The sequence below is a fragment of the Pseudomonas sp. 8AS genome, assembly GCF_902506505.1.
Lineage (GTDB): Bacteria > Pseudomonadota > Gammaproteobacteria > Pseudomonadales > Pseudomonadaceae > Aquipseudomonas.
The window spans coordinates 4174189-4196610 of sequence record NZ_LR733406.1 but is presented as its reverse complement, the minus strand read 5'-3'; the positions used below and the strand labels follow the sequence as shown (position 1 = coordinate 4196610).

General features: G+C 60.4%; 18 protein-coding genes, 4 tRNA genes and 1 rRNA gene. 21 read left to right on the top strand and 2 right to left on the bottom strand.

Features of this window, described 5'->3' with window-relative positions; all coding sequences use genetic code 11:
- Window positions 1–85 precede the first annotated feature (85 nt).
- Window positions 86–436, top strand: coding sequence for an iron-sulfur cluster insertion protein ErpA (erpA, locus tag GV001_RS19670; RefSeq protein WP_160082980.1), 351 nt, complete (start codon window positions 86–88; stop codon window positions 434–436).
- Window positions 437–494: 58 nt separating this feature from the next.
- Here erpA and GV001_RS19665 read toward each other — a convergent pair whose 3' ends face one another.
- Window positions 495–1586, bottom strand: a complete 1092-nt coding sequence (locus GV001_RS19665) for an anhydro-N-acetylmuramic acid kinase (RefSeq protein WP_160082978.1) — start codon at window positions 1584–1586, stop codon at window positions 495–497.
- 3 nt (window positions 1587–1589) lie between these two features.
- Window positions 1590–2993 (bottom strand): peptidoglycan DD-metalloendopeptidase family protein, encoded by a 1404-nt coding sequence (locus GV001_RS19660; protein ID WP_160082976.1) that lies wholly within the window; start codon window positions 2991–2993, stop codon window positions 1590–1592.
- 179 nt (window positions 2994–3172) lie between these two features.
- Between GV001_RS19660 and tyrS the strand changes: the two genes are divergently transcribed.
- The 20 genes from tyrS to rpsG all read left to right on the top strand — a co-directional run bounded on the left by tyrS (window position 3173) and on the right by rpsG (window position 22411).
- Window positions 3173–4372 carry a tyrosine--tRNA ligase gene (tyrS, locus tag GV001_RS19655; RefSeq protein WP_160082974.1) on the top strand — a complete coding sequence of 400 codons (1200 nt, stop codon included), beginning with the start codon at window positions 3173–3175 and terminating at the stop codon, window positions 4370–4372.
- Window positions 4373–4940: 568 nt separating this feature from the next.
- Window positions 4941–5056 (top strand): 5S ribosomal RNA (rrf, locus tag GV001_RS19650).
- A 134-nt stretch (window positions 5057–5190) separates the two neighbouring features.
- A complete protein-coding gene (gene birA / locus GV001_RS19645; RefSeq protein ID WP_160082972.1) occupies window positions 5191–6153 on the top strand; it encodes a bifunctional biotin--[acetyl-CoA-carboxylase] ligase/biotin operon repressor BirA in 963 nt (320 codons plus the stop codon).
- Window positions 6143–6892, top strand: a complete 750-nt coding sequence (locus GV001_RS19640) for a pantothenate kinase (RefSeq protein WP_160082970.1) — start codon at window positions 6143–6145, stop codon at window positions 6890–6892. Before birA ends, GV001_RS19640 begins: the two co-directional genes overlap by 11 nt.
- Window positions 6893–6900: 8 nt before the next feature.
- Window positions 6901–7581: an SPOR domain-containing protein gene (locus GV001_RS19635; protein ID WP_160082968.1), complete on the top strand. Its 681-nt coding sequence runs from the start codon at window positions 6901–6903 to the stop codon at window positions 7579–7581.
- A gap of 131 nt (window positions 7582–7712) precedes the next feature.
- A tRNA-Tyr gene (locus GV001_RS19630) sits at window positions 7713–7797 on the top strand.
- Between the two features lie 24 nt (window positions 7798–7821).
- A tRNA-Gly gene (locus GV001_RS19625) sits at window positions 7822–7895 on the top strand.
- Window positions 7896–7921: 26 nt separating this feature from the next.
- Window positions 7922–7997, top strand: a tRNA-Thr gene (locus GV001_RS19620).
- A gap of 85 nt (window positions 7998–8082) precedes the next feature.
- Window positions 8083–9276 (top strand): elongation factor Tu, encoded by a 1194-nt coding sequence (tuf, locus tag GV001_RS19615; protein WP_160082948.1) that lies wholly within the window; start codon window positions 8083–8085, stop codon window positions 9274–9276.
- A gap of 53 nt (window positions 9277–9329) precedes the next feature.
- Window positions 9330–9405, top strand: a tRNA-Trp gene (locus tag GV001_RS19610).
- A 47-nt stretch (window positions 9406–9452) separates the two neighbouring features.
- On the top strand, window positions 9453–9821 hold the full coding sequence (gene secE, locus GV001_RS19605) for a preprotein translocase subunit SecE (RefSeq protein ID WP_160082966.1): 369 nt from the start codon (window positions 9453–9455) through the stop codon (window positions 9819–9821).
- Between the two features lie 9 nt (window positions 9822–9830).
- Window positions 9831–10364: a transcription termination/antitermination protein NusG gene (nusG, locus tag GV001_RS19600; RefSeq protein WP_160082964.1), complete on the top strand. Its 534-nt coding sequence runs from the start codon at window positions 9831–9833 to the stop codon at window positions 10362–10364.
- A gap of 117 nt (window positions 10365–10481) precedes the next feature.
- A complete protein-coding gene (gene rplK / locus GV001_RS19595; RefSeq protein WP_160082962.1) occupies window positions 10482–10913 on the top strand; it encodes a 50S ribosomal protein L11 in 432 nt (143 codons plus the stop codon).
- A complete protein-coding gene (gene rplA / locus GV001_RS19590; protein ID WP_160082960.1) occupies window positions 10913–11608 on the top strand; it encodes a 50S ribosomal protein L1 in 696 nt (231 codons plus the stop codon). Before rplK ends, rplA begins: the two co-directional genes overlap by 1 nt.
- A gap of 196 nt (window positions 11609–11804) precedes the next feature.
- Window positions 11805–12305 (top strand): 50S ribosomal protein L10, encoded by a 501-nt coding sequence (gene rplJ, locus GV001_RS19585; RefSeq protein WP_160082958.1) that lies wholly within the window; start codon window positions 11805–11807, stop codon window positions 12303–12305.
- Window positions 12306–12384: 79 nt separating this feature from the next.
- Window positions 12385–12753, top strand: a complete 369-nt coding sequence (gene rplL, locus GV001_RS19580; protein WP_160082956.1) for a 50S ribosomal protein L7/L12 — start codon at window positions 12385–12387, stop codon at window positions 12751–12753.
- 216 nt (window positions 12754–12969) lie between these two features.
- Entirely contained in the window at window positions 12970–17043 is a 4074-nt protein-coding gene (rpoB, locus tag GV001_RS19575) for a DNA-directed RNA polymerase subunit beta (RefSeq protein ID WP_160082954.1), read from the top strand.
- A 65-nt stretch (window positions 17044–17108) separates the two neighbouring features.
- Window positions 17109–21305: a DNA-directed RNA polymerase subunit beta' gene (gene rpoC / locus GV001_RS19570; protein ID WP_160082952.1), complete on the top strand. Its 4197-nt coding sequence runs from the start codon at window positions 17109–17111 to the stop codon at window positions 21303–21305.
- Between the two features lie 159 nt (window positions 21306–21464).
- A complete protein-coding gene (gene rpsL / locus GV001_RS19565; protein ID WP_021217014.1) occupies window positions 21465–21836 on the top strand; it encodes a 30S ribosomal protein S12 in 372 nt (123 codons plus the stop codon).
- Window positions 21837–21940: 104 nt separating this feature from the next.
- Entirely contained in the window at window positions 21941–22411 is a 471-nt protein-coding gene (rpsG, locus tag GV001_RS19560; RefSeq protein ID WP_040261491.1) for a 30S ribosomal protein S7, read from the top strand.
- Window positions 22412–22422: the final 11 nt, after the last annotated feature.

The window sequence follows — 22422 nt, the reverse complement described above, 5'->3', positions numbered from 1 at the left end:
ATAGTTGACCGCTTTGCTGGGGTAAGCGGATAATCTCTGCCCCAGCAGTACGTAACATGGCGCCTGGCGCCGGGAGATCAGCAAGATGAGCGTCGAAACCTTCACACCCACCCCGCTGCAGTTCACGCAGGGCGCGGCGAACAAGGTGAAGAGCCTGGTCGATGAGGAAGGCAACCCGCGCCTCAAGCTGCGCGTGTTTGTTACCGGTGGCGGCTGCTCGGGCTTCCAGTACGGCTTCACTTTCGATGAAGACGTGGCCGAAGACGACACCATAGTCGAGCGCGAGGGCGTCAGCCTGGTGGTCGACTCGATGAGCTTCCAGTACCTGGCCGGCGCCGAAGTCGACTACCAGGAAGGCCTGGAAGGCTCGCGCTTCGTGATCAAGAATCCGAATGCCAGCACCACCTGCGGCTGCGGGTCGTCGTTCTCGATCTGACTTCGCCGAAGAATCAAAAAGCCGCGCCTGGGCGCGGCTTTTTTGTGTCTGCCGGTTTTCAGGCCGGGTACAGGGCGCCGAGCACCCGCAGGCCCTTGGCGCCGGTCACGCTCGGCCGGTTGCCGGCAATGCCTTCCAGGCAGCAGTGGGCCAGCCAGGCAAAGGCCATGGCCTCGATCCAGTCCGGCGGCACACCTTTGCTCGCGGTGCTGGCCACGCGCGTTTGCGGCAGCAGTTCCTGCAGGCGCGCCATCAGTGCGCTGTTGTGCGCGCCGCCGCCGCAGACCAGCAGCTCCTCGGTTCCGGGTTGGGCCTGGCACAGCGAGTCGGCAATGCTGCGGGCGGTCAGCTCCAGCAGAGTGCGCTGCACGGCGCTGGCATCGATGGCGGGCAGGGCGGCCAGGTGCCGTTCCAGCCAGGGCAGGTTGAACAGCTCGCGGCCGGTGCTTTTCGGGCCGTGGTGCTGGAAGAAGCTGTCGCCGAGCAGGGCTTGCAGCAGGTCTTCGTCGCACTGCCCGCTGGCGGCCCAGGCGCCGTCACGGTCGAAGCTGGCGCCGCGATGGCGCTGCATCCAGGCATCCATCAGGGCATTGCCGGGGCCACAGTCGAAGCCATGGACCGGCTGGCCGGGGCTGAGCAGGCTGAGGTTGCTGAAACCGCCGACATTGAGCACGGCGCGGCGGGAGCTGCCGTCATCGAACAGGGCCTCATGGAACGCCGGTACCAGGGGCGCGCCCTGGCCGCCGGCGGCCACGTCGCGGCGGCGGAAGTCGCCGACCACCGGGATGCCGGTCAGCTCGGCGAGCAGGGCCGGATTGCCGATCTGTACGGTGAAGCCACGCGCCGGTTCGTGGCGCACGGTCTGGCCGTGGCTGCCGATGGCGCGGATCTCGGTGGGGCTCAGTCGCTCGCTGGCGAGCAGGCTGGCGATGCCCTCGGCGGCCAGGACGACCCAGCGGTTTTCGGCAAGCGCGGCGCGGGCCAGCTCGTCCGGGCCCGGTGCGCACAGGGCCAGCAGCTCTGCGCGCAGATCCGCTGGCATGGGGATGTAGTGGGTGGCGAGCAGGCGAGGGTTGCCGTCCTGTTCGATCAGGGCGATGTCCAGTCCGTCGAGACTGGTGCCGGACATCACCCCCAGGTAGCGCGGCATGGCTTAGCGCTTGTTCATGGCCAGGATGGTTTTCTTTTCCTGATCCATGCGGGCCATCAGCGGCGTGCTCAGTTGCATGAAGCGCGCCTTCTCGTTGCGCGCGATCGGATCGGCCATGGGCAGTTTCTGGCTCAGCGGATCGACGTGGCGGCCGTTGACCTGGAACTCGTAGTGCAGGTGCGGGCCGGTCGACAGGCCGGTGGTGCCGATATAGCCGATGATCTGCCCCTGCTTGACGCTGCCGCCGGTGCGCACGCCTTTGGCAAAGCCCTGCATGTGGGCGTAGAGGGTGCGGAAGCTGTTGCCGTGCTGGAGCACCACGGCATTGCCGTAGCCACCCTTGCGCCCGGCCAGCAGGACCTTGCCGTCGCCGGCGGCCTTGATCGGGGTGCCGCGCGGGGCGGCGTAGTCCACACCCTTGTGGGCGCGGATCTTGTTCAGGATCGGGTGCCGGCGGCCCATGGAGAAGCGCGAGCTGATGCGGGCGAAGTCCACCGGCGTGCGGATAAAGGCCTTGCGCATGCTCTGGCCGTCGGCGTTGTAGTAGCTGGTCACGCCCTGCTTGCTGGTGTAGCGCACCGCGGTGTAGGTCTTGCCGCGGTTGGTGAAGCGGGCGGCGAGGATGTTGCCATTGCCGACCTGCTTGTCGTTGACCACGTGCTCCTCGTAGATCACCTCGAACTCGTCGCCTTCGCGGATATCCAGGGCGAAGTCGATGTCGTAGCCGAAGACATTGGCCAGGTCCATGGTCAGGCTGTGCGACAGCCCGGCGCGCTTGGCCGAGAGGAACAGCGAGCTGTCGATCACGCCGTGGGAGTAGGCGGTGCGCATGTCCGGTTTGACCAGCTCGCGCTTGAAACTGTAGCCCTTGTCGGTGCGCGACAGGGCAATGCTTTCCAGGTCGCTGAGCTTGCTGCGCACACTGTCCAGCTTGCCGTCGCCGGTCAGCTTGAACTCCAGGACCTGGCCGATCTTCAGGCGGCTCAGCTGCTTGGCGTCCTTGCTGCTGCTCAGCGCTTCGTGCAGGTCGTTGGCGTTCAGGCCGACCTGGGCAAAGACGGTGGACAGGGTATCGCCGTTGCCGACGGTCACGGCTTTCTGCAGCGGATTTGCGGGTGGGGTTTCTTGCTTCGCGCTTGTGTCGGCGCTGTTCTTCTCGGTGAGGCTGGCGGTGCTGAACGGCGAGGCGCTCCCTTCCTCAGAGGAGAGCGCTTGTCGGAGGTCGTCCTTCTCCTGCAGTACCTGCTCGGAGCCGTTCTCCAGTTCGAGGTTCAAATAGGTCTTCTTCGCCTCGACTTCGCGCGACGGGAACACCAGCAAGGCCAGGCTCAGTAGCGCCGCTACGCCGCTGGCGGCCAGCAGGTGGCTCCTCGGGTAGGGCGGGACTTTGGGGACAGAATGCGTCATGGCTAGGGGTGTTTCTTGGAAGAATGCATTAACTGACTAAAATATAATCAAATTTCGCTATAGGCAACCCTGTGGGCTGTGCATCGGCCCAGTGGCATGCCCCGCCGCAGAGCTTGTAATTGGTCAGTGATCTTGTATGGTTGGTTCCCTTTTGTTTTTGAGTGGCGACGAGTCCTGTCATGAAGTCGGTTGAAGAGCAGCTGGCGCTGATCAAGCGCGGTGCGGAAGAAGTCCTGGTTGAGGCGGAACTGGTAGAGAAGCTCAAGCGCGGTCAGCCGCTGCGGATCAAGGCTGGCTTCGACCCGACCGCGCCGGATCTGCACCTGGGCCATACCGTGCTGATCAATAAGCTGCGCCAGTTCCAGGAGCTGGGGCATCAGGTGATTTTCCTGATCGGCGACTTCACCGGGATGATCGGCGACCCCAGTGGCAAGAGTGCCACGCGCCCGCCGCTGACCCGTGAGCAGGTGCTGGAGAACGCCGAGACCTATAAGGCGCAGGTGTTCAAGATCCTTGATCCGGCGAAAACCGAGGTGGCGTTCAACTCCACCTGGATCGACCAGCTCAAGCCGTCCGATTTCATTCGCCTGGCGTCCCAGTACACGGTGGCGCGCATGCTTGAGCGTGACGATTTCGACAAGCGTTACAGCAGCAATCAGCCGATCGCCATCCACGAGTTCCTCTATCCGCTGGTGCAGGGCTACGACTCGGTGGCATTGCGCGCCGATGTGGAGCTGGGCGGTACCGATCAGAAATTCAACCTGCTGATGGGGCGCGAACTGCAGCGTGCCTATGGGCAGGAGTCGCAGTGCGTCGTGACCATGCCCCTGCTGGAGGGTCTGGATGGCGTGAAGAAGATGTCCAAGTCGTTGGGCAACTATATAGGTATCCAGGAAGCTCCGGGCGTCATGTACAACAAGCTGGTATCGATGCCGGATGCCTTGATGTGGCGCTACTTCGAACTGCTCAGCTTCCGTTCCATGGAGGAGATCGAGGGGTTCAAGGCGGATGTCGATGCGGGTGCCAACCCCCGAGACATTAAGATCAAGTTGGCCGAGGAGATCGTTGCGCGCTTCCATGGTGAAGAGGCGGCGGCTACTGCGCATCGCTCTGCGGGCAACCGCATGAAGGATGGCGAGCTCCCGGAAGACCTGCCGGAGATCGAGCTGCTGTCTGCTGAGGATATGCCGATATCTTCCGTCCTTAATAAGGCGGGCCTGGTGAAGAATGCGGCTGTTGCTCGCGACCTGCTGGGCTCGGGTGGGGTCAAGGTGGATGGCGAGGTGGTGGATCGCGGCTTCGTGTTCAAGCTCGGTGCGGTGCATGTTTGCCAGGCTGGCAAGAGGGCGTTTGCGCGTATATCGCTGAAGGCAGAGTAGAAAGTTTCAGAAAGGCGTTGACGGCTGTTTTCCCAAGCCTATAATGCGCACCTCTTCCGGCGCGGCCTGATCTGAAAACTCCTTGCAAAACAAAGAGTTAGACGAAGTAAAGGTTGTGCTGGCGGCGGATTCGAGTAGAATGCGCCGGCCTGGCAGGGTGGTGGTTTAATCCTGTCGGTGCTTCGGTTCGAAGGGGCTGAAGACGCTTGAAAGAGGTGGTTGACAGCGAGTTTGAACGCTGTAAAATCCGCCTCCCGCTGATGTGAAGCGTAAGGCAGATCGGAGGCGCAAGCGGTTGAGAAGAAACGAAAAATTCTTCGAAACTGGTTGACAGAATGAAAGGCTGCTGTAGAATGCGCGGCCTCGGTTGAGACGAAAGACTTCGCCGAAACGCTCTTTAACAACTTGAATCAAGCAATTCGTGTGGGTGCTTGTGGAGTAAGACTGTTAGTCGCAAGATTATCNGACAGAAGTCGACAAACCGAAAATTTGCCTGAACACGCACTACCAACTGATATCACATACCCATTCGGGGAAGCGACTAAACACCGAGTCCCCAACCGAATTGCTTGACGACCATAGAGCGTTGGAACCACCTGATCCCATCCCGAACTCAGTAGTGAAACGACGCATCGCCGATGGTAGTGTGGGGCTTCCCCATGTGAGAGTAGGTCATCGTCAAGCTCCTATCCCAAACCCCCGATCATCGTAAGATGGTCGGGGGTTTGTTTTTGGGACGCAGAAACTGCTCGGTACTTTTCTAGGCAACACCAATCCGCATCGTTATGATGCGTGCCTCTTTGCAAGGCGAGACTCGAATGCAAGACGTGTTGCAACTGCTGCGCGATGGCGAATTTCATTCCGGTGAGGTGCTGGGGCAGCTGCTGGGTGTGAGTCGCAGTGCGGTGTGGAAGCGCCTGCAGCACCTGGAAGGCGACCTTGGGCTCAGCATCTACCGGGTGCGTGGGCGTGGCTATCGTCTGGCATCGCCGCTGTCGCTGCTGGATGTGGAGCGCATCGCTGCCGGCTGCGCCGAGCTGGGCTGGGCCTCCAGTGTCTCGGAGTCTCTGGATTCGACCAATGCCGAGGCGCTACGGCAGCTGGCTGCTGGGCATCCTGCGCCGCTCTTGGTGCTGGCTGAGCGGCAGGAGAGTGGGCGCGGGCGGCGCGGGCGGACCTGGGTTAGTCCCTATGCGGAGAATCTGTATTACAGCCTGGGCCTGCGTATTGAGGGTGGTGCCTATCCGCTTGAAGGGCTCAGTCTGACCGTTGGCCTGGCTGTGCTGGGGACTCTGCAAGAGCTGGGCTGTGCCGAGGCGGGGTTGAAGTGGCCGAATGACATCCTGGTCGGTGGGCGCAAGGTGGCTGGCATTTTGTTGGAGCTGGCGGGCGATCCTGCTGATGCGTGTCAGGTCGTCATTGGTATTGGCGTCAACGTTAATATGCTGCCAGGGCGGGTGGAGATCGATCAGCCTTGGACTTCAGTGCGTGAGCAGGCCGGGCAATTGATCGACCGCACCGAGCTTCTGCTGCGCCTGAGTCGATGCCTGCGGCGCTACTTGGATATCCATGCGCAAGAAGGCTTTGCCGGGCTGCGTGAGGAGTGGGAGGCGGCGCATCTCTGGCAGGGCGCTGCGGTGACCCTCGCAATGGGGCCGCAGCATATCGATGGGTATGTGCGGGGAGTTGATCGGCAGGGCGCGCTGCGTCTGGACGTGGCCGGCGAAGAGCGGTCATTCAGTGGTGGTGAGCTGAGCCTGAGGTTGCGTAATGATTCTTGAGCTGGACTGTGGCAACAGCTTTATCAAGTGGCGCTTGTTGGCTGTGGATGGTCAGGCAAGTGTTGCCGGTGGTGTGGTCGGATCCGGCGAGCAGTTGCTGGACGCCGTGCGCAGTGCGCCTGGAGTGATGCCCAGATATTGCCGTCTGGTGAGTGTGCGCAGCGATGAGGAGACCGCTGCCCTGGTGGCGTCGATTGAGCAGGCTTTTGCGCTCAGGGTCTGCCGTGCCCGGCCTGCACGGCAGCTGGCCGGAGTGCGCAACGGCTATGAAGATTATGCACGCCTGGGGTTGGATCGCTGGTTGGCGCTGGTTGGTGCCTATCGGCTGTCTGGCGGCGCGTGCCTGGTGCTGGACCTGGGTACGGCAGTCACTTCCGACTTCGTCGCTGCCGATGGCGAGCATCTTGGGGGCTTTATCTGTCCCGGGGTGCCGTTGATGCGCAATCAGCTGCGCACGCATACCCGGCGCATTCGCTATGACGATGCGGCTGCTGAAGAGGCTGCGTGTAGCCTGCTGCCTGGGCGCTCCACGGCTGAGGCGGTGGAGCGCGGCTGTTCGCTGATGTTGCGAGGGTTCGTGTCGACCCAGCTCGAGTTGGCGAATGAGTGCCTGGGTGAAGGTTTTACTGTCTATCTCACGGGGGGCGACGCGCCCCTGGTGCGCGAGCTGCTGCCGCAGGCGCAGCTGGTTGCCGATCTGGTTTTTGTCGGGCTGGCAGCGGCCTGTCCTTTGTCTTGAGGTTCGCTATGCGCTGGTTGTTCCTGCTCCTGCTGGTACTCAACCTGTTCTATTACGTCTGGCATCAGCAGCAGGCGCCCTTGCGGGTCAAGGAAGTTGAGCCGATGTCGCTTTATCGCGGTGCGCAGCAGGATATTCGCCTGCTCAGTGAGGCCGATAGGCAGCAGAGGCGCGAGCAGGTGGGGGCGGTGCCGGCTGCGGCGGTCACCGAAACCTGTCTGTTTCTCGGCAGCTTCCAGCGGGAAGGGGCTGCGCGCGAGGTCGAACAGAGGCTGATGTCCCTGGATATTCAGGGGGAGGTTCGTGGTATCGATGCGGCTGCTGGTCTTGATTACTGGGTCTATCTGGCGCCGCTGGCCTCCCGGCAGGCGTCACTGCGTCAGCTCAAGGAGTTGCAGGCGCGGAAAATCGACAGCTACATCATTACCCAGGGCGATCTTGCCAATGGCATTTCGTTGGGCATTTTTCCGCGCAGTGACTCCGCGCAGAGCGTCATGCAGCGTCTTATCGATGCCGGATATGAGCCATTGTTGCGCGAATTGCCCCGGGCGCAACGCAGTTACTGGGTGCGCATAGCCCCGCAGAGCCGGCGTTTGGCCGACGATTACCTGCTGCAGCAGCTGGCTTCTGACTTCAAGGACTTGCAACATCAATTAATGCCGTGCGAAGACGTTGCAATGCCGCGTTAGTTTGCATAGAATGGCGCCCGCTTTGCAGGGTAGCCCTTGCAGGGTTGCTGTCAGAAATTGCTAACCTCAAGTTTTTATTGAGAAATTGCTTGACAGTAGGGTGGCATGAGTTGAGAATGCCGCCTCGTTTTGGAGGGGTTCCCGAGCGGCCAAAGGGATCAGACTGTAAATCTGACGTCATCGACTTCGAAGGTTCGAATCCTTCCCCCTCCACCAGATTTAGCGTGAGCCGCAAGCTCCGCGGGCATAGTTCAGTGGTAGAACCTCAGCCTTCCAAGCTGATGATGCGGGTTCGATTCCCGCTGCCCGCTCCAGGTTTTCGGTTTGTGCAATGTGTTTCGCTCATGTAGCTCAGTTGGTAGAGCACACCCTTGGTAAGGGTGAGGTCAGCGGTTCAAATCCGCTCATGAGCTCCACTTCAACAAAGGCAGATATGCAGATATCTGCCTTTGTTTTAATGGCGGCGTGACTCGGTCAATTCATTGATGGGAGACGGTCAAAATGGCTAAAGAAAAGTTTGAACGGAATAAACCACACGTCAACGTAGGGACCATTGGCCACGTTGACCACGGTAAAACCACTCTGACCGCTGCTCTGACTCGCGTTTGCTCCGAAGTATTCGGTTCGGCTCGTGTCGACTTCGACAAGATCGACAGTGCTCCGGAAGAAAAGGCTCGCGGTATCACCATCAACACCGCTCACGTTGAATACGACTCGGCCGTTCGCCACTACGCGCACGTTGACTGCCCTGGTCACGCCGACTACGTAAAAAACATGATCACCGGTGCTGCCCAGATGGACGGCGCGATCCTGGTTTGCTCCGCTGCTGACGGTCCGATGCCGCAGACCCGCGAGCACATCCTGCTGTCCCGTCAGGTAGGCGTCCCGTACATCGTCGTGTTCCTGAACAAGGCTGACATGGTTGACGACGCCGAGCTGCTGGAACTGGTCGAGATGGAGGTTCGTGACCTGCTGTCCACCTACGACTTCCCGGGCGACGACACTCCGATCATCATCGGTTCCGCTCTGATGGCCCTGAACGGCCAGGACGACAACGAAATGGGCACCAGCGCCGTCAAGAAGCTGGTTGAAACCCTGGACGTGTACATTCCTGAGCCGGTTCGTGCCATCGACAAGCCGTTCCTGATGCCGATCGAAGACGTATTCTCGATCTCCGGCCGCGGTACTGTAGTTACCGGTCGTGTAGAGCGCGGTATCGTCAAGATCCAGGAAGAGATCGAGATCGTCGGTCTGCGTCCGACCACCAAGACCACCTGCACCGGCGTTGAAATGTTCCGCAAGCTGCTCGACGAAGGTCGTGCTGGCGAGAACTGCGGCGTTCTGCTGCGCGGCACCAAGCGTGACGACGTGGAGCGTGGCCAGGTTCTGGCCAAGCCGGGCACCATCAAGCCGCACACCAAGTTCGAAGCTGAAGTGTACGTGCTGTCCAAAGAAGAAGGTGGTCGTCACACCCCGTTCTTCAAGGGTTACCGTCCGCAGTTCTACTTCCGTACCACTGACGTAACCGGTTCGTGCGAACTGCCGGAAGGCGTTGAGATGGTAATGCCGGGCGACAACGTGAAAATGGTTGTCACCCTGATCAAGCCGATCGCCATGGAGGACGGCCTGCGTTTCGCGATTCGCGAAGGTGGCCGTACCGTTGGTGCGGGTGTTGTTGCCAAGATCGTCGAGTAATCGATTGATCTAGCCTTGTCGGGCCGGCATAATGGTCGGCCTGACTTCGTTTTAGGCCAGTAGCTCAATTGGCAGAGCGGCGGTCTCCAAAACCGCAGGTTGGGGGTTCGATTCCCTCCTGGCCTGCCAGATTCCCGGAAAAGTGGATCTGGCATTTCTTCTACAGGGTTGTTCTCATGAATGCCAAAGCTGAAGCTAAAGACTCGCGCTTTGACTTGCTAAAGTGGCTGGTTGTTGTCGCTCTGGTGGTCGCTGGTGTGGTCGGCAATCAGTATTTCTCGGCTGAGCCGCTCCTGTATCGTGTGCTGGTTCTGCTGGCGCTGGCTGCTGTGGCTGGTTTTGCCGCATTGCAGACGGCGAAAGGGCAGGCCTTCTTCAGTCTTGCCAAAGAAGCGCGCACCGAAATCCGTAAAGTTGTGTGGCCAAGCCGTCAGGAAACCACGCAGACCACTCTGATCGTGGTGGCTGTGGTCCTGGTCATGGCGCTGGTTCTGTGGGGTCTGGATTCCCTGCTGGGCTGGCTTGTTTCGTTGATTGTCGGTTAAGGGTGTCCCGTGGCTAAGCGTTGGTACGTTGTGCATGCTTACTCGGGTTACGAGAAGCATGTAATGCGCTCGTTGATTGAGCGCGTCAAGCTGGCTGGCATGGAAGATGAGTTCGGCGAAATTCTGGTGCCTACCGAAGAAGTGGTAGAGATGCGCAATGGCCAGAAGCGCAAGAGTGAGCGCAAGTTCTTCCCTGGCTATGTTCTGGTTCAGATGGAAATGAACGAGGCGACTTGGCACTTGATCAAGGATACGCCGCGCGTCATGGGCTTCATTGGTGGTACCGCCGACAAGCCGGCGCCGATCACCGAGAAAGAGGCTGATGCTATTCTGCGTCGTGTTGCCGATAGCGGCGACAAGCCCAAGCCGAAGACGCTGTTTGAGCCGGGCGAAACCGTGCGCGTCATCGACGGTCCGTTTGCGGATTTCAATGGTGTGGTTGAAGAAGTTAACTACGAAAAGAGCCGGATTCATGTGGCCGTGCTTATTTTCGGTCGTTCCACTCCGGTGGAGCTGGAGTTCAGTCAGGTCGAGAAGGCATAACTGGACAACGCATCCCGTACCCCGCAGTCATGGACTGCGGGGTTTTTTCGTCATTGGGATAAACGTGTACGTCATTGGGGAGCCGAAAGGCGCTTGAACCCAAAATTGGAGTAGCTCATGGCTAAGAAGATTACCGCTTATATCAAGCTGCAAGTGAAGGCCGCTCAGGCCAACCCGTCGCCGCCCGTGGGCCCGGCTCTGGGTCAGCACGGCGTGAACATCATGGAATTCTGCAAGGCGTTCAACGCCAAGACCCAGGGCATGGAGCCCGGTCTGCCGACTCCAGTGATCATCACTGTGTATAGCGACCGCAGCTTCACCTTTGAAACCAAAAGCACCCCGGCTTCGGTTCTGCTGAAGAAGGCTGCCGGCCTGACCAGCGGTTCTGCTCGTCCGAACACCGTCAAGGTTGGCACCGTTACCCGTGCTCAGCTGGAAGAGATCGCCAAGACCAAGAAGGCCGATCTGACTGCCGCTGACCTGGATGCGGCCGTGCGTACCATCGCCGGCTCCGCGCGTAGCATGGGCCTCAACGTGGAGGGTGTGTAATGGCTAAGCTGACCAAGCGCCAGAAGGCTATCGCTGAAAAAATCGAAGCCGGCAAGCAATACGGTTTCGAAGACGCCGCCAAGCTGTTGGCCGAACTGTCTGCCGTCAAGTTCACCGAGTCGTTCGATATCGCCATCAACCTGGGTGTTGATCCGCGTAAATCCGACCAGGTCGTACGTGGCGCTACCGTGCTGCCGAATGGCACCGGCAAGACCGTCCGCGTTGCCGTCTTCACCCAAGGTCCGGGCGCCGAAGCTGCCCTGGCTGCCGGTGCCGACAAGGTTGGCATGGACGAGCTGGCTGCCGAGATGAAAGCCGGCGACCTGAACTACGACGTGGTCATCGCTTCCCCGGACGCCATGCGTGTTGTCGGTCAGTTGGGCCAGATCCTCGGTCCGCGCGGCCTGATGCCGAACCCGAAGGTCGGTACCGTGACTCCGGACGTGGCGACTGCCGTTAAGAACGCCAAGGCCGGTCAAGTACGTTTCCGCACCGACAAGAACGGCATCATCCACACCTCTGTTGGCAAGGTCGGCTTCGAAGCCGCTCACCTGAAGCAGAACGTGGAAGCCCTGCTGTCGGATCTCAAGCGTCTGAAGCCGTCGACCTCGAAAGGCATCTACGTCAAGCGCGTGACCCTGAGCACCACCATGGGTCCGGGTCTGGTCATCGACCAAGCTTCGCTCGAGGCGTAAGTCATGGGCCGGTGGAGCGATCCGCCGGCTTGAAAAAATTGGGGTCCCTGCCTGGCGGGGGCTATCCAAGACCGTAGGCGGCGCAAGCCTTAAACCTCAAGCCTACGCAGATGGTGCTCCCGATTCGCCTAGCGAATCAGACACCAAAACGTCGCCCGGCTCCGGCCAGGCGAACAGGTAATCCAGGAGTAAACCCGTGGCAATTAAACTCGAAGACAAAAAGGCCATCGTCGCTGAAGTCAACGAGGCTGCCAAAGCCGGTCTTTCCGCTGTCGTGGCTGATGCCCGCGGCGTGACTGTCGGCGCTATGACCGGACTCCGTAAAGAGGCCCGCGAAGCTGGCGTATACGTACGTGTTGTACGTAACACCCTGCTGCGCCGCGCCGTTGAAGGCACTCAATATGACGTGCTCAACGACGTGTTCAAAGGCCCGACCCTGATCGCGTTCTCCAACGAACACCCGGGCGCTGCTGCTCGTCTGTTCAAGGAATTCGCCAAGGGTCAGGACAAGTTCGAGATCAAGGCAGCTGCGTTCGAGGGCAAGTTCCTCGCAGCCAATCAGATCGACGTACTGGCAACTCTGCCGACCTACGACGAAGCCATTTCGCAGCTGATGAGCGTGATTCAAGGCGCTACCAGCAAGCTGGCTCGTACTCTGGCGGCCGTTCGCGACCAGAAAGAAGCTGCCGCCGCCTAAGGTGTGCACAGTCTTTCTCAAGCAAATTTGTTTAATTTGATGGCCGCGAAGGCTGTCCCCCAATACAGGAATTAGAGTCATGGCTCTGTCGAACGAAGACATCATCGAAGCAATCGGCCAGAAAACCGTTCTGGAAGTTGTTGAACTGATCAAGGCAATGGAAGAGAAGTTCGGCGTTACCGCCGCTGCTGCCACCGTTGCTGCTGCTGGCCCGGCTGCTGCCGCTGCTGAAGAGCAGACCGAGTTCAACATCATGCTGGTTGAAGCCGGCGAGAAGAAAGTGAACGTCATCAAAGTCGTTCGCGAACTGACCGGTCTGGGTCTGAAAGAAGCCAAAGCAGTAGTTGACGGCGCTCCGGCTGCCGTTAAAGAAGGCGTGTCGAAAGACGAAGCCGAAGCTGCCAAGAAGGCTCTGGAAGAAGCTGGCGCCAAAGTCGAGCTCAAGTAAGCGACGACCTTGCGTCAACAGCCCAAGCATTGCGCTTAAGGCTGGCGGCTGGTGGCTTTTGCCACCGGCCTTTTTCCGTTATGGGCGATGTGCGCAGGCCTTCGCCCTAACGTGAAAACCCGCTCGAGGGCGGTGCAAACCTAGGGTTTGCAAGATTTTCTGGCTGTTGCCGTCGGGAGCAGCCAAACAAGCAGGTGACCAAGCTGGGGAACGCTGATGGCTTACTCATACACTGAGAAAAAACGTATCCGCAAGGACTTTAGCAAGTTGCCGGACGTGATGGATGTGCCGTATCTCCTGGCCATCCAGTTGGATTCGTACCGCGAATTCCTGCAGGCGGGAGCGAGCAAGGAGCAGTTCCGCGACGTTGGCCTGCATGCGGCCTTCAAGTCCGTATTCCCGATTATCAGCTATTCCGGCAATGCTGCTCTGGAGTATGTCGGCTATCGCCTGGGCGAGCCGGCATTCGACGTCAAAGAGTGCGTGCTGCGTGGCGTGACCTTCGCCGTGCCGCTGCGGGTCAAAGTCCGTCTGATCATTTTCGACAAAGAATCGTCGAACAAAGCGATCAAGGACATCAAAGAGCAAGAAGTCTACATGGGCGAAATTCCGCTCATGACCGAGAACGGTACCTTCATCATCAACGGTACCGAGCGCGTCATCGTTTCCCAGCTGCACCGCTCGCCGGGCGTGTTCTTCGACCACGACCGCGGCAAGACCCACAGCTCGGGCAAGCTGCTGTACTCGGCTCGCATCATTCCTTACCGCGGTTCCTGGCTGGACTTCGAGTTCGACCCGAAGGACTGCGTGTTCGTGCGTATCGACCGTCGTCGCAAGCTGCCGGCTTCCGTGCTGCTGCGCGCGCTGGGCTACAGCACTGAAGAAGTGCTGAATGCCTTCTACGCCACCAACGTGTTCCATGTGCAGGGCGAGTCGCTCAACCTGGAACTGGTGCCGCAGCGTCTGCGTGGCGAAATCGCCGCGTTCGACATCAAGGACGAGAAGGGCAAGGTCATCGTTGAGCAGGGCCGCCGCATCACCGCGCGCCACATCAACCAGATCGACAAGGCCGGCATCAAAGAGCTGGAAGTTCCGCTCGACTACGTGCTGGGTCGCACCACCGCCAAGGCCATCGTGCATCCGTCGACCGGCGAGATCGTTGCCGAGTGCAACACCGAGCTGACCGTCGACCTGCTGGCCAAGATCGTCAAGGCGCAGGTTGTCCGTATCGAGACCCTGTACACCAACGACATCGATTGCGGTCCGTTCATCTCCGACACGCTGAAGATCGACTCCACCAGCAACCAGCTGGAAGCTCTGGTCGAAATCTACCGCATGATGCGTCCTGGCGAGCCGCCAACCAAGGATGCTGCCGAGACCCTGTTCAACAACCTGTTCTTCAGCGCCGAGCGTTACGATCTGTCCGCAGTCGGCCGCATGAAGTTCAACCGTCGTATCGGTCGTACCGAGATCGAAGGTTCGGGCGTGCTGAGCAAGGAAGACATCGTCGAGGTCCTCAAGACCCTGGTCGACATCCGTAACGGCAAAGGCATCGTCGACGACATCGACCACCTGGGTAACCGTCGCGTGCGTTGTGTCGGCGAGATGGCCGAGAACCAGTTCCGCGTTGGCCTGGTGCGGGTCGAGCGCGCGGTCAAAGAGCGTCTGTCGATGGCCGAAAGCGAAGGCCTGATGCCGCAGGACCTGATCAACGCCAAGCCGGTTGCGGCGGCGGTGAAGGAGTTCTTCGGTTCCAGCCAGCTCTCGCAGTTCATGGACCAGAACAACCCGCTCTCCGAGATCACCCACAAGCGCCGCGTCTCCGCACTCGGCCCAGGTGGTCTGACCCGTGAGCGCGCCGGCTTCGAAGTCCGCGACGTACACCCGACCCACTACGGCCGCGTGTGCCCGATCGAGACCCCTGAAGGTCCGAACATCGGTCTGATCAACTCCCTGGCCGCCTACGCGCGCACCAACCAGTACGGCTTCCTGGAAAGCCCGTACCGTGTGGTCAAGGCCGGTCTGGTGACCGACGAAATCGTCTTCCTGTCCGCCATCGAAGAGGCCGATCACGTGATCGCCCAGGCTTCGGCGACCATGAACGACAAGGGCATGCTGACCGACGAGCTGGTTGCTGTTCGTCACCTGAACGAATTCACCGTCAAGGCGCCGGAAGACGTCACCCTGATGGACGTGTCGCCGAAGCAGGTAGTTTCCGTTGCGGCCTCGCTGATTCCATTCCTCGAACACGACGACGCCAACCGTGCGTTGATGGGTTCCAACATGCAGCGTCAGGCTGTACCGACTCTGCGCGCCGACAAGCCGCTGGTAGGTACCGGCATGGAGCGCAACGTTGCCCGTGACTCCGGCGTCTGCGTCGTGGCCCGTCGTGGCGGCGTGATCGACTCGGTCGATGCCAGCCGCATCGTGGTTCGCGTCAACGATGACGAAGTGGAAACCGGCGAAGCCGGTGTCGACATCTACAACCTGACCAAGTACACCCGCTCCAACCAGAACACCTGCATCAACCAGCGTCCGCTGGTGAGCAAGGGTGACAAGGTTTCGCGCAGCGACATCCTGGCCGACGGCCCGTCCACCGACATGGGTGAACTGGCGCTGGGTCAGAACATGCGCGTGGCGTTCATGCCGTGGAACGGCTTCAACTTCGAAGACTCCATCTGCCTGTCCGAGCGCGTGGTCCAGGAAGACCGCTTCACCACGATCCACATCCAGGAACTGACCTGCGTGGCCCGTGACACCAAGCTCGGCCCAGAGGAAATCACCGCGGACATCCCGAACGTCGGTGAAGCCGCGCTGAACAAGCTGGACGAAGCCGGTATCGTCTACGTCGGCGCCGAAGTCATGGCCGGCGACATCCTGGTCGGCAAGGTCACCCCGAAAGGCGAGACCCAGCTGACTCCAGAAGAGAAGCTGCTGCGTGCGATCTTCGGTGAGAAGGCCAGCGATGTTAAGGACACCTCCCTGCGCGTGCCGACTGGCACCAAGGGTACCGTCATCGACGTGCAGGTCTTCACCCGTGACGGCGTGGAGCGCGACTCGCGCGCCCTGTCGATCGAGAAGATGCAGCTCGACGAGATCCGCAAGGACCTCAACGAGGAGTTCCGCATCGTCGAAGGCGCGACCTTCGAGCGTCTGCGTTCCGCCCTGGTCGGTGCCAAGGCCGAAGGCGGCGCCGGTCTGAAGAAAGGCGCGGTCATCGACGACGCCTTCCTCGACGGTCTGGAGCGTGGCCAGTGGTTCAAGCTGCGCATGGCGGAAGATGCTCTGAACGAGCAGCTGGAAAAGGCCCAGGCCTACATCAGCGACCGTCGCCAGCTGCTGGACGACAAGTTCGAAGACAAGAAGCGCAAGCTGCAGCAGGGCGACGACCTGGCGCCGGGCGTACTGAAGATCGTCAAGGTCTACCTGGCGATCAAGCGTCGCATCCAGCCGGGCGACAAGATGGCCGGTCGTCACGGTAACAAGGGTGTGGTCTCGGTGATCATGCCGGTCGAAGACATGCCGCACGATGCCAATGGCACTCCGGTCGACATCGTCCTCAACCCGCTGGGCGTACCGTCGCGTATGAACGTCGGGCAGATCCTCGAAACCCACCTGGGCCTGGCGGCCAAGGGCCTGGGCGAGAAGATCAACCGCATGCTCGAAGAGCAGCGCAAGGTTGCCGAGCTGCGCAAGTTCATGCAGCAGATCTACAACGAGATCGGTGGTCGTCAGGAGAATCTCGACGAGCTGTCCGATACCGAGATCCTCGATCTGGCGAAGAACCTGCGTGGCGGTGTGCCGATGGCTACCCCGGTATTCGACGGTGCCAAGGAAAGCGAGATCAAGGCCATGCTCAAGCTGGCCGATCTGCCGGAAAGCGGCCAGATGCGCCTGACCGACGGCCGTACCGGTAACCAGTTCGAGCGTCCGACCACCGTCGGCTACATGTACATGCTCAAACTGAACCACCTGGTCGACGACAAGATGCACGCTCGTTCCACCGGTTCCTACAGCCTGGTTACTCAGCAGCCGCTGGGTGGTAAGGCGCAGTTCGGTGGTCAGCGCTTCGGTGAGATGGAGGTCTGGGCACTGGAAGCCTACGGCGCCGCCTACACCCTGCAGGAAATGCTGACCGTGAAGTCGGACGACGTGAACGGCCGGACCAAGATGTACAAGAACATCGTGGACGGCGATCACCGCATGGAGGCCGGCATGCCCGAGTCCTTCAACGTGTTGATCAAAGAGATCCGCTCGCTCGGTATCGACATCGAACTGGAAACCGAATAACACGCACCGCCTATGCGGCGCCCGGCCGAGGCCGGGTTGCCGCTGGTCCGTGAGGAGGAAAGGCCTTGAAAGACTTGCTGAATCTGTTGAAAAACCAGGGTCAGGTGGAAGAGTTCGATGCGATCCGTATCGGTCTGGCTTCGCCTGAGATGATCCGTTCCTGGTCTTTCGGTGAAGTGAAAAAGCCGGAAACCATCAACTACCGTACCTTCAAGCCCGAGCGCGATGGCCTGTTCTGCGCCAAGATCTTTGGCCCGGTGAAGGACTACGAGTGCCTGTGCGGTAAGTACAAGCGCCTCAAGCATCGCGGCGTGATCTGTGAGAAGTGCGGCGTTGAAGTCGCCCTGGCCAAGGTGCGCCGCGAGCGCATGGCGCACATCGAGCTGGCTTCGCCGGTTGCCCACATCTGGTTCCTGAAGTCCCTGCCGAGCCGTATCGGCCTGCTGCTGGACATGACCCTGCGTGACATCGAGCGCGTGCTCTATTTCGAGAGCTACGTGGTGATCGATCCGGGCATGACCACCCTGGAGAAGGGCCAGCTGCTGAACGACGAGCAGTACTTCGAAGCCCTCGAAGAGTTCGGTGATGACTTCGACGCCCGTATGGGTGCCGAGGCCGTGCGCGAGCTGCTCAACGCCATCGACCTGGATCACGAGATTGGCCGCCTGCGCGAAGAGATTCCGCAGACCAACTCGGAAACCAAGATCAAGAAGCTGTCCAAGCGCCTGAAGCTGATGGAAGCCTTCAAGGACTCCGGCAACCATCCGGAGTGGATGGTTCTGACCGTTCTGCCGGTACTGCCGCCGGACCTGCGTCCGCTGGTTCCGCTGGATGGCGGCCGCTTCGCGACCTCGGATCTGAACGATCTGTATCGCCGCGTGATCAACCGTAACAACCGTCTGAAGCGCCTGCTCGATCTGTCGGCGCCGGACATTATCGTGCGCAACGAAAAGCGCATGCTGCAGGAAGCGGTCGACGCCCTGCTCGACAACGGCCGTCGCGGTCGCGCCATCACCGGCTCGAACAAGCGTCCGCTGAAGTCGCTGGCCGACATGATCAAAGGTAAGCAAGGTCGCTTCCGTCAGAACCTGCTCGGTAAGCGCGTGGATTACTCCGGTCGTTCGGTTATTACCGTCGGTCCGACCCTGCGCCTGCACCAGTGCGGTCTGCCGAAGAAGATGGCGCTCGAGCTGTTCAAACCGTTCATTTTCGGCAAGCTGGAAATGCGCGGCATGGCGACCACCATCAAGGCCGCCAAGAAGATGGTCGAGCGCGAGCTGCCCGAGGTCTGGGACGTTCTCGCCGAAGTCATCCGCGAACACCCCGTACTGCTCAACCGCGCACCGACCCTGCACCGTCTGGGCATCCAGGCGTTCGAGCCGGTTCTGATCGAAGGTAAGGCCATCCAGCTGCACCCGCTGGTCTGCGCCGCGTACAACGCCGACTTCGACGGTGACCAGATGGCCGTCCATGTTCCGCTGACCCTCGAGGCCCAGCTGGAAGCGCGCGCGCTGATGATGTCGACCAACAACATCCTCTCGCCCGCCAACGGCGAGCCGATCATCGTGCCGTCGCAGGACGTGGTACTGGGTCTGTACTACATGACCCGTGAAGCGATCAATGCCAAGGGCGAAGGTCGCGTATTCGCCGACCTGCAGGAAGTCGACCGCGTGTTCCGCGCCGGCGAGGCTTCGCTGCATGCCCGCGTCAAGGTGCGCATCAACGAGACCGTCAACCAGAAAGACGGCAGCGTGGTGAAGAACACCCGTATCGTCGACACCACTGTCGGCCGTGCGCTGCTGTTCCAGGTGGTCCCGGCCGGCCTGTCGTTCGACGTGGTCAACCAGCCGATGAAGAAGAAGGCGATCTCCAAGCTGATCAACCAGTGCTACCGCGTGGTTGGCTTGAAGGACACCGTGATCTTCGCCGACCAGCTGATGTACACCGGTTTCGCCTACTCGACCATCTCCGGTGTGTCGATCGGCGTGAACGACTTCGTCATCCCGGATGAGAAGGCTCGGATCATCGACGCCGCCACCGAGGAAGTGAAGGAAATCGAATCGCAGTACGCCTCCGGCCTGGTTACCCAGGGTGAGAAGTACAACAAGGTGATCGACCTCTGGTCCAAGGCCAACGACGAAGTGTCGAAGGCGATGATGGCCAACCTCTCGAAAGAGAAGGTCATCGACCGCGAAGGTAAGGAAGTCGATCAGGAGTCCTTCAACTCCATGTACATGATGGCCGACTCCGGTGCTCGTGGTAGCGCCGCGCAGATCCGCCAGCTGGCCGGTATGCGTGGCCTGATGGCCAAGCCGGACGGCTCCATCATCGAGACCCCGATCACCGCGAACTTCCGTGAAGGCCTGAACGTACTGCAGTACTTCATCTCCACTCACGGTGCGCGTAAAGGTCTGGCGGATACCGCACTGAAGACCGCGAACTCCGGTTACCTGACTCGTCGCCTGGTCGACGTGGCCCAGGACCTGGTAGTGACCGAGATCGATTGCGGCACCGAACACGGTCTGCTGATGACCCCGCACATCGAAGGCGGTGACGTGGTCGAGCCGCTGGGTGAGCGCGTACTGGGCCGAGTAATCGCCAAGGACGTATTCAAGCCGGGCAGCGACGAAGTCATCGTGCCGGCCGGTACCCTGGTCGACGAGCAGTGGGTCGAGTTCATCGAGCGTGCCAGCATCGACGAAGTGATCGTGCGTTCGCCGATCAGCTGCGAAACCCGCTACGGCATTTGCGCCAAGTGCTACGGTCGCGATCTGGCCCGTGGTCATCAGGTCAACATCGGTGAAGCGGTCGGCGTCATCGCCGCCCAGTCCATCGGTGAGCCGGGTACCCAGCTGACCATGCGTACCTTCCACATCGGTGGTGCGGCCAGCCGTACTTCGGCTGCCGACAGCGTTCAGGTGAAGAATGGCGGTGCGATCCGTCTGCATAACCTGAAGCACGTCGAGCGTGTGGACGGCAACCTGGTAGCGGTATCGCGTTCCGGCGAGCTGGCCGTGGCCGACGAGTTCGGTCGCGAGCGTGAGCGTTACAAGCTGCCGTACGGTGCGGTGATTTCCGTGAAGGAAGGCGACAAGGTCGACGCTGGCGCCATCGTCGCCAAGTGGGACCCGCACACCCACCCGATCGTGACCGAGATGAAGGGTGTGGTTACCTTCGTCGGCATGGAAGAAGGCATCACCATCAAGCGCCAGACCGACGAACTGACCGGTCTGACCAACATCGAAGTGCTGGATCCGAAAGATCGTCCGGCCGCCGGCAAGGACATCCGTCCGGCGATCAAGATGGTCGACACCAATGGCAAGGAACTGCTGCTGCCGGGCACCGACGTGCCGGCCCAGTACTTCCTGCCGGCCAACGCCCTGGTCGGTGTGGCCGACGGTGCGCAGATCGCGGTCGGTGACGTTATCGCCCGTATCCCGCAGGAAACCTCGAAGACCCGCGACATCACCGGTGGTCTGCCGCGCGTTGCCGACCTGTTCGAAGCGCGTCGTCCGAAGGAAGCTTCGATCCTGGCGGAAATCAGCGGCACCATCGCCTTCGGTAAAGAGACCAAGGGCAAGCGCCGCCTGGTCATCACTCCGACCGATGGCAGCGATCCGTACGAGGAGCTGATTCCGAAGTGGCGTCACCTGAACGTCTTCGAAGGCGAACAAGTGAACCGCGGCGAAGTCATCTCCGACGGTCCGAGCGATCCGCACGACATCCTGCGTCTGCTGGGCGTCAGCGCGCTGGCCAAGTACATCGTCAACGAGATCCAGGACGTTTACCGCCTGCAGGGCGTGAAGATCAACGACAAGCACATCGAGACCATCCTGCGTCAGATGCTGCGTAAGGTTGAGATCACCGAATCCGGCGACTCCAGCTTCATCAAGGGCGACCAGATGGAACTGACCCACGTCCTCGGCGAGAACGAGCGTCTGGCTGCGGATGACAAGTTCATCTCCAAGTTCGACCGCGTGCTGCTGGGTATCACCAAGGCGTCGCTGTCCACCGAATCGTTCATCTCGGCGGCCTCCTTCCAGGAGACCACTCGGGTACTGACCGAGGCGGCGGTTACCGGCAAGCGCGACTACCTGCGCGGCCTGAAAGAAAACGTGGTCGTGGGTCGTCTGATCCCGGCCGGTACCGGTCTGGCCTATCACAGCGAGCGCAAGCGCAAGCGTGAAGCGGCTCAGCCGGTACGAGTGAGCGCCAGTGAAGTGGAAGCTGCACTGACCGAAGCGCTGAACTCCGGCAATTGAGTGTGATGCCCCGAGCGACCTGTCGTTCGGGGCATTGCCTTGACTGGGGGCGTCAGTCTCTTTAGACTCATGCACCCCTAAATTTGGCAGGGCGTTGTGCTCTGCCATTTTGCTTTTGTTGTAATAAATAGCGTCGAAAGACAACAGTGGAGCTAGTAGATGGCAACTATCAACCAGCTGGTACGTCAGCCGCGCAAGCGTATCGTCGAGAAATCCGACGTTCCTGCGCTGCAGAACTGCCCGCAACGTCGTGGCGTGTGCACCCGCGTGTACACCACCACGCCGAAGAAACCGAACTCCGCACTGCGTAAAGTGTGCCGTGTTCGTCTGACCAACGGTTTTGAAGTCACCTCCTACATCGGTGGTGAAGGTCACAACCTGCAAGAGCACAGCGTCGTGCTGATCCGTGGCGGTCGTGTAAAAGACCTTCCGGGTGTGCGCTACCACACTGTTCGCGGTTCGCTGGATACCACCGGCGTTAAAGACCGTAAGCAGGGTCGCTCGAAGTACGGTACCAAGCGTCCGAAGTAATTCGGCTCGCCATTTTTCTTTTTATTGAGTCGATAAGAGTAAGGTCGGGCGTAACCGAATGGTTATGGTCCCGGGCTAACCTGAAGACCGTTTGAGGGCTTATCATGCCAAGACGTCGTGTAGCAGCTAAGCGTGAGATTCTTGACGATCCGAAGTACGGATCGCAGATCCTCGCCAAATTCATGAACCACGTGATGGAAAGCGGCAAAAAAGCAGTCGCCGAGCGCATTGTTTACGGTGCCCTGGAAACTGTTAAAGCGCGCAAGAACAGCGATCCCCTGGAGATCTTCGAGAAAGCTCTCGACGCCATCGCTCCGCTGGTCGAAGTGAAGTCCCGCCGTGTCGGCGGTGCGACTTACCAGGTTCCGGTCGAAGTTCGTCCGTCCCGTCGTAATGCCCTGGCCATGCGTTGGCTGGTGGACTACGCGCGCAAGCGTGGCGAGAAGTCCATGGCTCTGCGCCTTGCTGGCGAGCTGCTGGATGCCGCTGAAGGCAAAGGTGCAGCCGTGAAGAAGCGTGAAGACGTGCACCGTATGGCCGAAGCCAACAAGGCTTTCTCGCACTACCGCTTCTAATTTCAGCGCTT